This window comes from Anaeromyxobacter sp. K (assembly GCF_000020805.1).
GTDB lineage: Bacteria > Myxococcota > Myxococcia > Myxococcales > Anaeromyxobacteraceae > Anaeromyxobacter > Anaeromyxobacter dehalogenans.
Window position 1 is genome coordinate 4557663 of the sequence record NC_011145.1, and the last position, 12222, is coordinate 4569884.

The following is a 12222-nucleotide window of genomic DNA, read 5'->3' on the forward strand; positions in this document are numbered from 1 at the left end:
TGTCCCCATGCCGGCCGCGTCCACGCCGCGCCTGATACGCACCCTCGGTCACGCGCTCGTCCGCGGACGCTCCGCCCGGATCCGCCTCGACGACGGGCTGCCCGCCGGCGCGGCGCCGGAGGGCCCGGTGGACGTGCTCGCGCTCGCGTTCGACGGCGCGTGGCGGGTGGCCGCCCGGGAGCGCCCCGCCACGCTGCGCGTGCTCGCGCTCGACCGCATCGCCGCCGCCCGAGAGACGCGGCGCCGCGCCGGCCCATCGCCGCCCGGCTTCGATCCGCTCGACTTCACGCGCAGCGCCTGGCTCGACGGGAGCGGCCCGGCCCGCACCGTCACCGTGCGGCTCCCCGCCGCGCTCGCCCCGCTCGCGCCGGCGCTGCTGCCCGGCGCCCGCTGCGTCCCCGGATCCGGGGACGGCGCCGTGCTCTGTCACGTGCGCACCTCGCGCCCGGACCTGCTCTCGGCGCTCACCGCCTCCCTCGGCGCCGGCCCCGCGCTAGACTGTGAGTCCATGCCGACCGCAACGACCCGGCCGCCCCCGGCCCGGACGAGCGCGCAGGCCCGGCTGCTCGGCCTCGCCACCTTCATCCTGGCGCAGCCCGGCCCGGTGTCGCGCCGGCGCATCTACGAGGCGTTCCCGGACGACTACGCCGGGAGCGCCGACGCGAAGGAGAAGAAGTTCTCGCGCGACAAGCGCGACCTCGAGCGGCTCGGCTTCGTGCTCGACCGCGAGGACGTGCCGGGCGGCGACGACCAGGTCGGCTACTTCATCGACCCGCGCGCCTCGGCCCTGCCGCCGCTGGAGCTCGCGCCGGAGGAGGCGGCGGTGGTGTGGACCGCGGGCGTGTCGGCGCTGCGCGCCTCGGATCACCCGCTGCGCGACGAGCTGGAGAGCGCGCTGCGCAAGCTCCTGGTGGGCGCGAAGGGGCTCCCGCCGCGCGCCGCGGCCGTGGAGGAGCTGGCCGCGGACGGCGCGCCGGCCTCGGGCGCGCTGCTCGACAAGCTGGTGGACGCGTGGGAGCGCCGCCGCACGGTGACGCTCGAGTACCTGCGCATCGCCACCGGCGAGGTGGTCCGGCGCGACGTGGACGTGTACGGCTGGGGCCGCCGCCGGGGCGAGTGGATCTTCGCCGGCCACTGCCACCTGCGCGACGCCGAGCGCGTGTTCTACCTCTCGCGCGTGCGCGCGCTGAAGGTGAACGCGCGCCGGCGCGACCCGTACCGGATCCCGGCGGCCTTCGACGTCCGGCGCTGGACCCGCCAGCAGATCTGGGACTACGACGTCCACCCGCCGCGGGAGGCGGTGGTCCGGTTCCGCGGCTCGCTGGCGCGCGTGGCCGGCCAGCTCCTGCCCGCGGCGCGGCTGCGCCCGGACGCGGAGGGCGGGCGGGTGGCGCGGCTCGAGGTGCGGAACCTGCGCGGCCTGGTGCGCCAGGCGCTGGCCTGGGGCCCCGAGGCGGAGCTGCTCGAGCCGGCCGAGGGCCGGGCCCTGGCGCGCGAGATGCTCGCCGCGCTCGCCGCCGCGCTGGACGGGAGGGCGCCGTGAGCGAGCCGTATCTCAGGTCGCTCCGGCGGCTGCTCCTGCTCGTCCCGGTGGCGGTGCGCGCCGCGCGGCAGGGGCGCGGGGTCCCGCTCGATCGCGCCGTCGAGGTGACCGGCGCGCGCGGCGTGGGCGAGCTGCTCGCGGACGTCGAGAGCATCCGCTCGCTGTGGGTGGACCCGGAGCGCGCCGAGGACCTGGTCTCACTCGACGTCGAGGACGGCGAGGTCCACCTCGTGTACGCGCACGAGCTGGGCCGGCCGGTGGCGCTGTCGCTCGTCGAGGGCGCGGTGCTGCTCGCCGCGCTCGCGCCGTTCGAGGAGACCGCCGGCAAGCCGGTGCGCGAGGCCATCCGCAAGCTGCGCAAGGCCATCCCCGAGCCGCTCCGCCCCGAGGCCGAGCAGCTGGTGCGCGGCCTCGACGTGGTGCTCGCGCCCACCGGGCCCTGGGCCGGCGCCCTCGAGCAGGCCATCGCCGCGCGCCTCGAGGTGGTGCTCGACTACCGCGCGGTCGGCGACGGGGCGGTGGCGCGCCGCACGGTGGAGCCGCGCGCGCTGTTCCACCGCGACGGCCAGTGGTACCTGGCCGCCTGGAACGTGGAGAAGGCGCACGAGCACCTGTACCGGCTCGACCGGATCGCCGCGGTGACCACCGGGACGCGCGTCTTCGGCCCGCACCGCGTCTCCCTGGCCCGCTACGCGGGGCGGCTCTACTTCGAGTCGGGCGCGGAGCGCGAGGTGACGCTCCGGCTCACCGGCGTCGCGGCCCGGGTGGCGCGCTCGAACCCGGCGCTGCGCATCCGCGAGCACGAGGACGGCTCGGTGTCGCTCGCGCAGCGGGTCACGCCCGGCAACTACCTCGCCGGCGCGGTGCTGGGCTGGGGCGGCGAGGCGACCGTGGAGGGCCCGCCGGACGTCCGCGAGGCGCTCCGGGCGCGGGTGGCCGAGCTGGCGGCGCGCTACGCCGGCTAGGCCGGCGGCAGCGTCGCCAGCGCCTCCTCGATCCGCGCGCGCACCAGGTCGCGGAGCTTCGGCGCGTCCTCCGGCTTCAGCCCCTCGACGCTCACCGGCGCGAGGATCCGCGCGGTCCCGCGGCAGGGGCGCACCCACGGGCCGCCCTTCGGCATGCCGTGCGCCGTGCCGGACACCGCCACCGGCAGCACCGGGACGCCCGCCTCGATGGCCAGGCGGAACGCGCCGGACTTGAACGGGAGCATGCGCCCCTTGGCGCTGCGCGTGCCCTCCGGGAACATCATCACGTTCATGCCGCGCGCGAGGTAGCCCTTCGCCTTGCCGAGCGCCTCGCCGCCGCTCTCCGCGTCGCCGCGGCGCACCGGGATGTCGCCGGTCATGCGCAGCATGGTGCCGACCCAGGGGATCTTGAACAGCTCCTCCTTGGCGACCCACTTCATCTCCCGCGGCATCCGCGAGAGCAGCAGGATGTCGAGCATCGACTGGTGGTTCGCGACCACCACGTACGGCCCGGCCCCCGGCCAGCGCCCCTCGAGCTTGAGCCGCCAGGGCGGGAACGTCTTGGTGATGGCGACGCCCACGAAGCGCAGGAAGCGGCCGGCCACCACGCGGTTCCGGTCGAACGCGACGGTCAGCGCGAGGAGCACCGCCTGGATCGGGAGCGCCAGGGCGAGGATCAGGAGGACGAAGACGTAGCCGACGGCGGCGATCGGCACGTAGACGGAGCGCGAGAGCTGGGGCACGGAGACCGCATCCTGCCGGGCGGACGTCATCGGATGGTCACCGGGCTGGAGGGGCGCCCGCCGGCGCGGGCCGACGGCGGCGACGGGCGGGCCAGCTTCGGCCGGGCCAGGTGGTGGTCGGTGCGCGACTGGAACAGCGCCGCGGCGGCCAGCACGCGCGCCTCCTCCAGCGGCGCGCCCACGAGCTGCATCGACACCGGCAGCCCGTCCACGAGCCCCATGGGCAGCGCCACCGCTGGCAGGCCGGCCAGGTTGCCGGCCGCGCCGAGGAGGTCCGGGAACGCGAACATCGCGTCGAAGTTCTCGGTCACGCGCGGCGGCGGGTACGGGAGGTTCGGCGCGAGCACGAGATCGTACCGCGCGAAGAAGCCGGCCAGCGCGCGCTGCACCTCGCCGCGCACGCGCATGGCGCGGACGTAGTCGGACGGGTTGCCCTTCGGCAGGTAGTCGTCCGGCTTGCGGGTGGCGTGGGAGCGGTCGGCCAGCTCGCGGGTGCGGCCGGACCGGATCAGCTCCTCGAACGCGGTGGCCGCCTCCGCCTCGATGAAGAACGACGCGAGCGGCTCGTAGGGCAGGTCGGGCAGCGCCGCCGGGGTGAGGAGGGCGCCCGCGTCGCGCAGCACCGCCTGCGCCGCCTCGTACGCGGCGCGCGCGCCGGGCGCGACCGCCGGCTTCTCCGGGAACCCCAGCACGGCCACCCGGAGGCCGCGCGGGATGCCGCCGCGGACCCTGCCGTTGCCGAGCCCCGGCGGCGGCGGGATCGAGGTCGGGTCGCGCGGGTCGGCGCCGGAGAGCACGCCGAGGACGAGCGCGCAGTCCTCCGCGGTCCGCGCCATCGGGCCGAGCTTGTCGAGCGTGTACGAGAGCGGCATGGCGCCGGCGCGGGAGAGCACGCCGTAGGTGGGGCGCAGGCCGGTGACGCCGCAGAACGCGGCCGGGCAGGTGATGGAGCCCCAGGTCTCGGAGCCGATCGCGAACGGCACCAGCCCGGCGGCGACGGCGGAGCCCGCCCCGGAGGACGAGCCGCCCGCCCACCGCGTCGGGTCCCAGGGCGTGCGGCAGGGCCCGTTCAGCGCCGCCTCGCCGGTGTGGTAGCCGAGCCCGCCGGCCAGCTCGACCATGGACAGCTTCCCGAGCAGCACGCCGCCCGCCTCGGCGAGCCGCCGGGCCACGGTGGCGTCGCGCTCGGGCACGCGGTCCGCGTACGGGTGCGCGCCGAACGTCGTCCGGATCCCGGCGGTGTCCACCAGGTCCTTCAGGCCGTAGGGCACGCCGTGGAGCGGCCCGCGCCAGCGGCCGGCGGCGAGGTCGGCCTCGGCGGCGCGCGCGTCGGCGAGCGCGCGCTCGCGGGTCACGGTGACGAAGCAGCCCAGCGCGGGGGCGAGCGCGTCGATGCGCGCGAGGTATGCCTCGGCGAGCTCCACCGGGGAGAGCTCGCGCGCCTGGATGCGGCGCGAGAGCGCCGCCACGCCGGAGAAGAGGACGTCGTCGTCGAGGGCCATGGGCTACTCGCGCGGGCGCGCCGGGGCGGCGCGGAAGACGAAGGCCGGCTCGGCGTCGGCCCGGAGCGGGAAGGCCCGGATGGCGCCGGTGGCCTCGTCCGGCGCGGGGGCCGGCGCGGGCGCGGCCGCCGCGGCAGGCGAGGACGCGGGGCCGCCGGAGCGCGCGGTGGCGCACCCGGCCGCGACGGCGGCGGGCGCGAGCGCGAGGACGCGCAGGAAGTCGCGGCGGGGGGTGCCCTGCGGACGTCGTGGGGAGCTGGGCATGCGGCTGTCTCTAGCAGATTTCGGGGGCGCGGCGGGGCGGCGGTGCCCGGTCGGGCGGGGGGCCGAGACGGCCTGGCCGCGCGGGCGGCGCCGGGGCAGGATCCCGGGGTGCCGGAGCTGCCGGACATCGAGGTCTACGTCGAGGCGCTCGCGGCGCGGGTGCTGGGTCAGCCGCTGGAGCGCATCCGGCTGGGGAACCCCTTCCTGCTCCGCTCCGCCGACCCGCCGCTCGCGGAGGCGGAGGGGCGGCGCGTCGCCGCGGTGCGCCGGCAGGGCAAGCGCCTCGTCCTGGCGCTCGACGGCGACCTCTACCTGGCGCTGCACCTCATGATCGCGGGCCGGCTGCACTGGAAGGACCCCGGCGCGCGGCTCCCGGGCAAGGCGGGGCTGGCGGCGTTCGACTTCCCCAACGGCACGCTCGTCCTCACCGAGGCCGGCACGAAGCGGCGCGCCGCGCTGCACCTGGTGCGCGGCGCCGCGGCGCTCGCCGCGCTGGACCGCGGCGGCATCGAGCCGCTCGACGTGGACCTCGCCGCGTTCGCCGCCGCGCTCCGGCGCGAGAACCACACGCTGAAGCGCGCGCTGACGGACCCCTCGCTCTTCTCCGGCATCGGCAACGCCTACTCGGACGAGATCCTGCACCGGGCCCGCCTGTCGCCGGTCGCGCTGACCTCGCGGCTCGGCGACGCAGAGGTGGCGCGCCTGTTCGAGGCCACGCGCGAGGTGCTGACCGGCTGGACGGCGCGGCTCCGCGAGGAGGCGGGGAGCGGCTTCCCCGAGGGCGTCACCGCGTTCCGCGAGGGCATGGCCGTGCACGGACGGCACCGCCAGCCGTGCCCGGTGTGCGGCACCGCGGTGCAGCGCATCGTGCGCGCGGAGAACGAGGTGAACTACTGCCCGCGCTGCCAGACCGGCGGGCAGATCCTCTCGGACCGCTCCCTCGCCCGCCTGCTGAAGCACGACTGGCCGCGGACGGTGGACGAGCTGGAGCGCAACCCGGCGCTCGGCCTCCGGCCCGCGCCGGGGCCGGCCGGGCCGCGATCCAAGGGGCCGCCGCGCCGCCCGTCGCGCTGACGCCGCGCCTGCGTCGAGTCCCACGCGCACGGTGCCACGCGCGCGACGCACCCGTGGGCCGGAAGGCGACGGCCCGTCCGTGCGGAAGTGCCTGCAATCTGGTGGGGGCGGCTGCGCCCGAGACGCACTGCGGCAATGCGTCGGCGCACCTCGGGCGATGCGGGGTGCGGCATATTGCAAAAGATGCACCAATTGATCTGCGTCTCATTGACAGCGGATTTATTTTGGGATTTCCTCTTCGCCCCAATTCAAGCTCGTCGACTCCTACCGCCGCACCGAGGAGATCATGGCCTCCGACTTCACGCCCCCGCAGAACCCGCCCTCGTCGCCCGTTCCCAAGAAGAAGATCCGCCGGGAGGACGCGCTCGCGTACCACTCGTCCGGCCGCAGGGGGAAGATCGAGGTCGTCCCCACGAAGCCGTGCGCGACCGCGCGCGACCTCGCGCTCGCCTACAGCCCCGGCGTGGCCGAGCCGTGCCTCGAGATCGAGAAGGATCCCGACGCCTCGTACCTGTACACGGCGCGTGGAAACCTGGTGGCGGTGATCTCGAACGGCACCGCGGTGCTCGGCCTCGGCAACATCGGGCCCGCCGCCGGCAAGCCCGTGATGGAGGGCAAGGGCGTCCTCTTCAAGAAGTTCGCCGACGTGGACGTGTTCGACATCAACGTGGACGCGCTCGAGATCGACAAGTTCTGCACGGTGGTGAAGGCGCTCGAGCCCACCTTCGGCGGCGTGAATCTGGAGGACATCAAGGCGCCGGAGTGCTTCGTCATCGAGGCGCGCCTGAAGAAGGAGATGCAGATCCCGGTGTTCCACGACGACCAGCACGGCACCGCCATCATCTCCGGCGCCGCCCTGCTGAACGCGCTCGAGATCGCCGGCAAGAAGATCGGCGACGTGCGCGTGGTGGTCTCCGGCGCCGGCGCCTCGGCCATCGCCTGCACCAAGTTCTACCTGGCGCTCGGCGTGCGGCGCGAGAACGTCCTCATGGTGGACACCAAGGGCGTCATCTACCGCGGGCGCGCCGAGGGCATGAACGAGTGGAAGGCGGAGTTCGCCGCCGAGACGAAGTGCCGCACGCTCGCCGACGCGCTGAAGGGCGCCGACGTGCTGCTGGGCTGCTCCACCAAGGGCATGGTGACGCAGGACATGGTCCGGTCGATGGCGAAGGACCCCATCGTCTTCGCGCTCGCCAACCCGGATCCCGAGATCGACTACCCGGAGGCGAAGGCCGCGCGCGAGGACGTCATCATGGCGACCGGGCGCTCCGACTTCCCGAACCAGGTCAACAACGTCCTCGGCTTCCCGTACATCTTCCGCGGCGCGCTCGACGTCCGCGCGAAGGCGATCACCGAGGACATGAAGATGGCGGCGGCGAAGGCGCTCGCCGAGCTGGCCAAGCAGGACGTGCCGGACTCGGTGTCGCGCGCCTACGCCGGCGAGAAGTTCCGCTTCGGGCGCGACTACATCATCCCGAAGCCGCTCGACCCGCGCGTGCTGCTGTGGGTCGCGCCGGCGGTGGCGCAGGCCGCCATCGACGGCGGCGTGGCCCGCGTGAAGCTCGACATGGACGAGTACCGCGACCGGCTGCGCAAGATGCAGAGCCGCTCGCACCAGGTGATGGGCTCCATCTTCACCAAGGCGAAGAAGAAGCTCGCCCGCATCGTGTTCCCGGAGGGCCACCACCCGAAGATCCAGCAGGCCGCCGAGATCCTCCGCGAGGAGGCGATCTGCGAGCCGGTGCTGCTCGGGCCGGTGGAGGCGATCCGCCGCTCCATCGCCGACCAGCGGCTCGACGACCTCGACGGCGTGACCATCATCGACCCGATGGACAGCCCCGAGTTCGCGCGCTACGTGGCGCGGTACTGGGAGCTGCGCCAGCGCCGCGGCATCACGGTGGAGGAGGCGCGCCGCCGCATCCGCACGCGCAACTACTTCGGCGCGGTCATGCTCGAGCTGGGCGAGGTGGACGGGCTCGTCACCGGCCTCACCAGCGGCTACGCCGACGCGGTCCGCCCCTCGCTCGAGGTGGTGCGCACCCGCGCCGGCAAGCGCGCGGCCGGCGTGTACATCGTGGTCACGAAGCACGACTTCAAGTTCTTCGCCGACTGCACCGTGAACATCGACCCGGACGCCGACGAGCTGGCCGAGATCGCCATCACCACCAGCGACCTGGCCCGCTACTTCGAGGTGACGCCGCGGGTGGCGATGCTCTCCTACTCGACGTTCGGCTCCGCCGGCGGCGGCAGCCCGCAGAAGATGCGGGACGCCGCGGCGCTGGTCCGCCAGCGCCGCCCGGACCTGGAGGTCGAGGGCGAGATCCAGGTCGCGATCGCGACGAACGGCGACGTCCGCGTGCCCGAGTTCCCGTTCTCGACGCTCAAGGAGGACGCGAACGTGTTCGTGTTCCCGAACCTCGACTCGGCCAACATCGCCTACCAGCTGCTCGAGAACGTGGGCGGCGCCGAGGTCATCGGGCCGGTGCTGCTCGGCATGCACAAGCCGGTGAACTGCCTGCAGATGGGCTGCTCGGTGCAGTCGATCGTGAACCTGGCCGCCATCACCGCCCTGCGCGCCCAGGGCGATCAGTTCCTGTTCTGATCTGACGGGGCTGCGCCCCGCCCCACGGAGCCGAGCTCCGTGGGGCCCCACCCTGCTGCGCGGGTCCCGTGACCTCGTGCGCCCGCCTTCGCGGCCTCGCACGAGGTCCCCGCGGGCGGCTCCGCCGCGCACGGGGCTGCGCCCCGCCCCACGGAGCCGAGCTCCGTGGGGCCCCACCCTGCTGCGCGGGTCCCGTGACCTCGTGCGCCCGCCTTCGCGGCCTCGCACGAGGTCCCCGCGGGCGGCTCCGCCGCGCACGGGGCTGCGCCCCGCCCCACGGAGCCGAGCTCCGTGGGGCCCCACCCTGCTGCGCGGGTCCCGTGACCTCGTGCGCCCGCCTTCGCGGCCTCGCACGAGGTCCCCGCGGGCGGCTCCGCCGCGCACGGGGCTGCGCCCCGCGTTCCCGCGGATTGACAGGCGGGGGAGGTCGGACCACCCTCCCCCGCCATGTCCCGCGCCGCCCCCCGCCCGCTCCGCCTCGCCCTCGCCGGCTTCGGCAACGTCGGCCGGACCTTCGCCGAGCTGCTCCCTGGCCCGTACGGCCGCGCGCTTCGCGCCGAGGGCGCGGCGCCGGTCGTCACCGCCATCTTCACGAACCGTCACGGCGCCGCCATCGATCCGCGCGGGCTGCCGCTCGGGCGCGCGCTGCGGCTGGTGCGCGCCGGCCGCTCGCTGGACGCGCTCCACCGCGGCGCGCCGGTGGGCTCGGCGCTCGAGCTCGTCCGCCGCGCGCCCGCCGACGTGCTGGTGGAGCTGACCCCGCTCGCGCCCGCCACCGGCGAGCCGGCCATCTCGCTGGCCCGCGCCGCGCTAGGGCGCGGCCTGCACGTGGTCACCGCGAACAAGGGGCCGGTGGCGCACGCCCGCGCGCGCCTGGTGCGCCTCGCGGCACGGAACGGCGTCCGCTTCCTGCACGAGGGCGCGGTGCTCGACGGGACGCCGGTGTTCAACCTGGTGGAGCGCTGCCTGCCGGGCGCACGGATCCTCGGGTTCCGCGGGCTGCTCAACAGCACCACCACGCGCGTCCTCTCCGGGATGGAGGCGGGCGCGACCTTCGAGGCGGCGCTCGCCGAGGCGCAGCGCGCCGGCGTGGCGGAGGCCGATCCGCGGCACGACCTGGAGGGCTGGGACGCGGCGGTGAAGGCCTGCGCGCTCGCGAACGCGCTGATGGGCGCGGACGTGCGGCCCGCAGCGGTGGAGCGCCGAGGCATCGGCGGCCTCGGGCCCGAGGACGTCCGCGCCGCCCGCGGACGAGGGGCGGTGCTCCGGCTCATCGCCCGCGCGCGCCGCGACGGCCGCGCGGTGCGGGTGAGCGTGGGGCCGGAGGAGGTCGCGGACGGCGACGTGCTCGTCTCGCGCGGCGCGGACGGCGTGCTCGTGCTCGAGACCGACCTCATGCGCGAGATCGGCATCTGGGAGGGCGCCGGTGGGGTGGACCAGACCGCCTACGCGATCCTCTCGGACCTGGTGGCGATCGCCCGCGGGCGCCGGCGCCGCTGATCGCGCCGGCTCAGCAACGCGGCGCGGGACCTCCGGGTCCCTCGCCGTCCTTCGGCTCGCCGTCCTGCGTGCCGGCCCCGGACCGGGGCCGCTGCGGCACCGCTCAGGTGGGCACGCCCATGCGCGGCAGGATCACGAACTGCATCAGGAACCAGAGCGCGGCGACGGCGGCGAAGGCGAGGAGGTCGTTCATGTGGACCGTCGTGGGAGCCGGGGCCCGCCGAAAGGGTTCACTCCCCCGCCCGTGGTTCGACGCGCTCACCACGAGCGGGGCAGGAAGGGCTGGCTCACACGAGCGGACTCCCGACCGCTCGTCCTGAGCCCGTCGGAGGGCGAGCGGATCAGCCGACCTGCTCCAGCACGCGCGCCAGCCGCGCGCGCACCTCGCTCGCGATCGGCGCCAGCTCCGGCCGCGCGGCGGCGATGGTCTGCATGGGGTCGACGGAGGTCACCACCGCCTTGCCGTCGTCGCCCTCGTACACCACCACGTTGCAGGGGAGCATGACGCCCAGGTCCACCACGGCCGAGAGCGCCTGGTGCGCGAGCGTGGGGTTGCAGGCGCCGAGGATCCGGTACTTGCGGAAGTCCAGGCCGAGCTTCGCCTTCAGCGTCTCCTTCACGTCGATCTGCGTCAGGATCCCGAAGCCCTCCGCCTTGAGCAGCTCCGGCAGCTTCTCCAGCGCCTGCTCGTAGGTCCAGGACGACGGCTTCTTCATTCCGAGCTGGGACATCGCCTCGATTCTCCTTTCGCGGTGCGAGCCTCCCACCGCGGCGCCGGTTCGTCCGCGCCCCCGAAGGAATCCCGCGCTCGCGGCGTGGCTCTGACGGCCGAGAGGCCGATCGCCGGCCGGGAGGACGCCCATGGGGAAGCGAGCACTGGTGCTGGGCGGCGGCTTCGCCGGCCTGGAGAGCGCGGTCCGGCTTCGCGCACGAGGCTTCGAGGTCACGCTGGTCTCGGACCGGCCCTACCTGTTCATCCACCCCACCTCGATCTGGATCCCGACCGGCGAGCTGGCGTTCGACGACGCCTGCCTGGACCTCGCCGGCGTGGCCGCGCGCCGCGGGTTCGAGCTGCGCGTGGGGAAGGTCGAGGAGATCGAGGGCGCCTCGCGCCGGGCGAAGGTGGACGGGCGCCGGCTCGCCGCCGACCACCTGGTGGTCGCGCTCGGCGCCTCCCGGCTGCGGCCGGAGGGGGTCGAGCACACGGTGACGCTCGGCGGGGATCCCGCCGCCGCCACCTCCTTCCGCATGGCGCTGGAGGCGCTGCTCGCGCGCGGCCGCGGGCGCATCGCGGTCGGCTTCGGCGGGAACCCCAAGGCGCCCTCGGCGGTGCGCGGCGGGCCGGCGTTCGAGGTGGCGTTCAACCTCGACGCGCTCCTGCGCCGGCGCGGCCTGCGCGACCGGTTCGAGCTGACGTTCTTCGCGCCCATGGCGCGGCCCGGCGAGCGCATGGGCGCGAAGGCGGTGGAGGCCGTGGGGCGGATGCTGGCGCGCCAGGGCATCGCGGCGCGCGCCGGCCGGAAGATCCTGTCCTTCGACACGGGCGGGGTGGCGCTGGAGGGCGCCGAGCGCATCGACGCCGACCTGGTCGCGTTCCTCCCGGCGGGCGACGGGCACCCGCTGGCGCGGGGCTCCGACCTGCCGCTCGACGAGGCCGGCTTCGTGCGCGTGGACTCGGGCTGCGCGGTGCCGGGGATGCCCGGCGTCTGGGCGGTGGGGGACGTGGCCGCGCTGGAGGGCCCGGCCTGGAGCGCCAAGCAGGGGCACCTCGCGCAGGCGATGGCGCGGGTCGCCGCCGACAACGCCGCCTCCTGCGAGGCGGGCGGCGCGCCGTGCGCGAGCTACCTCGGGCACCTCGCGATCGTGTGCCTGATGGACACCGGCACCGGCGGCGCGCTGGTGTACCGGGACGATCGGACGGAGCGGCTGGTGCCGTTGCCGGTCGTGGGCCACTGGATGAAGAAGGCCTGGGGGCGGTACTTCAAGGCGGAGCGGCGCGGGGTGGTGCCGAGGGTGTTGGGGATGTAGG

Annotated in this window: 9 protein-coding genes and 2 pseudogenes; 7 read left to right on the forward strand and 4 right to left on the reverse strand. The window is 75.5% G+C overall.

Annotated elements, in window-relative coordinates; translation table 11 throughout:
* The first annotated feature begins 7 nt into the window (after positions 1 to 7).
* Together ANAEK_RS22700 and ANAEK_RS20265 are read left to right on the forward strand one after the other, a co-directional pair.
* Complete coding sequence (locus tag ANAEK_RS22700; protein ID WP_012527992.1) at positions 8 to 1543, forward strand: YafY family protein; 1536 nt, start codon at positions 8 to 10, stop codon at positions 1541 to 1543.
* Positions 1540 to 2508, forward strand: coding sequence for a WYL domain-containing protein (locus tag ANAEK_RS20265; protein ID WP_012527993.1), 969 nt, complete (start codon positions 1540 to 1542; stop codon positions 2506 to 2508). The genes ANAEK_RS22700 and ANAEK_RS20265 overlap by 4 nt, the downstream gene beginning before the upstream one ends.
* Here ANAEK_RS20265 and ANAEK_RS20270 read toward each other — a convergent pair.
* Genes ANAEK_RS20270 through ANAEK_RS20280 form a run of 3 tightly spaced genes read right to left on the reverse strand, consistent with a single transcriptional unit; the run spans position 2505 to position 5017 of the window.
* Complete coding sequence (locus tag ANAEK_RS20270) at positions 2505 to 3251, reverse strand: 1-acyl-sn-glycerol-3-phosphate acyltransferase (protein ID WP_232288295.1); 747 nt, start codon at positions 3249 to 3251, stop codon at positions 2505 to 2507. The two genes, ANAEK_RS20265 and ANAEK_RS20270, sit on opposite strands and share 4 nt — an antisense overlap.
* 26 nt (positions 3252 to 3277) lie before the next feature.
* Entirely contained in the window at positions 3278 to 4753 is a 1476-nt protein-coding gene (locus ANAEK_RS20275; protein ID WP_012527995.1) for an amidase, read from the reverse strand.
* 3 nt (positions 4754 to 4756) lie between these two features.
* Positions 4757 to 5017 carry a hypothetical protein gene (locus ANAEK_RS20280; RefSeq protein WP_012527996.1) on the reverse strand — a complete coding sequence of 87 codons (261 nt, stop codon included), beginning with the start codon at positions 5015 to 5017 and terminating at the stop codon, positions 4757 to 4759.
* Positions 5018 to 5125: 108 nt separating this feature from the next.
* On the opposite strand from ANAEK_RS20280, the gene ANAEK_RS20285 reads away from it, so the two are divergent.
* From ANAEK_RS20285 to ANAEK_RS20295, 4 genes and pseudogenes are all read left to right on the forward strand, one after another.
* The gene (locus ANAEK_RS20285) at positions 5126 to 6091 is read left to right on the forward strand and encodes a DNA-formamidopyrimidine glycosylase family protein (protein WP_012527997.1); all 966 of its coding nucleotides are present in this window, start codon (positions 5126 to 5128) and stop codon (positions 6089 to 6091) included.
* 346 nt (positions 6092 to 6437) lie between these two features.
* Positions 6438 to 7691, forward strand: a pseudogene (locus tag ANAEK_RS23710) (malic enzyme-like NAD(P)-binding protein); the annotation flags it as partial.
* A gap of 33 nt (positions 7692 to 7724) precedes the next feature.
* Positions 7725 to 8693, forward strand: a pseudogene (locus ANAEK_RS23715) (phosphate acyltransferase); the annotation flags it as partial.
* A 447-nt stretch (positions 8694 to 9140) separates the two neighbouring features.
* Positions 9141 to 10193 carry a homoserine dehydrogenase gene (locus ANAEK_RS20295; RefSeq protein ID WP_012527999.1) on the forward strand — a complete coding sequence of 351 codons (1053 nt, stop codon included), beginning with the start codon at positions 9141 to 9143 and terminating at the stop codon, positions 10191 to 10193.
* A 341-nt stretch (positions 10194 to 10534) separates the two neighbouring features.
* Here the strand turns inward: ANAEK_RS20295 and ANAEK_RS20300 are convergent, their stop codons facing one another.
* Positions 10535 to 10924 carry a DUF302 domain-containing protein gene (locus ANAEK_RS20300; RefSeq protein ID WP_012528001.1) on the reverse strand — a complete coding sequence of 130 codons (390 nt, stop codon included), beginning with the start codon at positions 10922 to 10924 and terminating at the stop codon, positions 10535 to 10537.
* 130 nt (positions 10925 to 11054) lie between these two features.
* Between ANAEK_RS20300 and ANAEK_RS20305 the strand changes: the two genes are divergently transcribed.
* Positions 11055 to 12221 carry an NAD(P)/FAD-dependent oxidoreductase gene (locus ANAEK_RS20305; RefSeq protein ID WP_012528002.1) on the forward strand — a complete coding sequence of 389 codons (1167 nt, stop codon included), beginning with the start codon at positions 11055 to 11057 and terminating at the stop codon, positions 12219 to 12221.
* Position 12222 lies beyond the last annotated feature (1 nt).

Bases quoted from the DNA above. Each gene is read 5' to 3' on its own strand.
- ANAEK_RS22700 (WP_012527992.1), top strand. From the start codon at position 8: ATGCCGGCCGCGTCCACGCCGCGCCTGATACGCACCCTCGGTCACGCG.
- ANAEK_RS20275 (WP_012527995.1), bottom strand. From the start codon at position 4,753: ATGGCCCTCGACGACGACGTCCTCTTCTCCGGCGTGGCGGCGCTCTCG.
- ANAEK_RS20280 (WP_012527996.1), bottom strand. From the start codon at position 5,017: ATGCCCAGCTCCCCACGACGTCCGCAGGGCACCCCCCGCCGCGACTTC.
- ANAEK_RS20295 (WP_012527999.1), top strand. From the start codon at position 9,141: ATGTCCCGCGCCGCCCCCCGCCCGCTCCGCCTCGCCCTCGCCGGCTTC.
- ANAEK_RS20300 (WP_012528001.1), bottom strand. From the start codon at position 10,924: ATGTCCCAGCTCGGAATGAAGAAGCCGTCGTCCTGGACCTACGAGCAG.
- ANAEK_RS20305 (WP_012528002.1), top strand. From the start codon at position 11,055: ATGGGGAAGCGAGCACTGGTGCTGGGCGGCGGCTTCGCCGGCCTGGAG.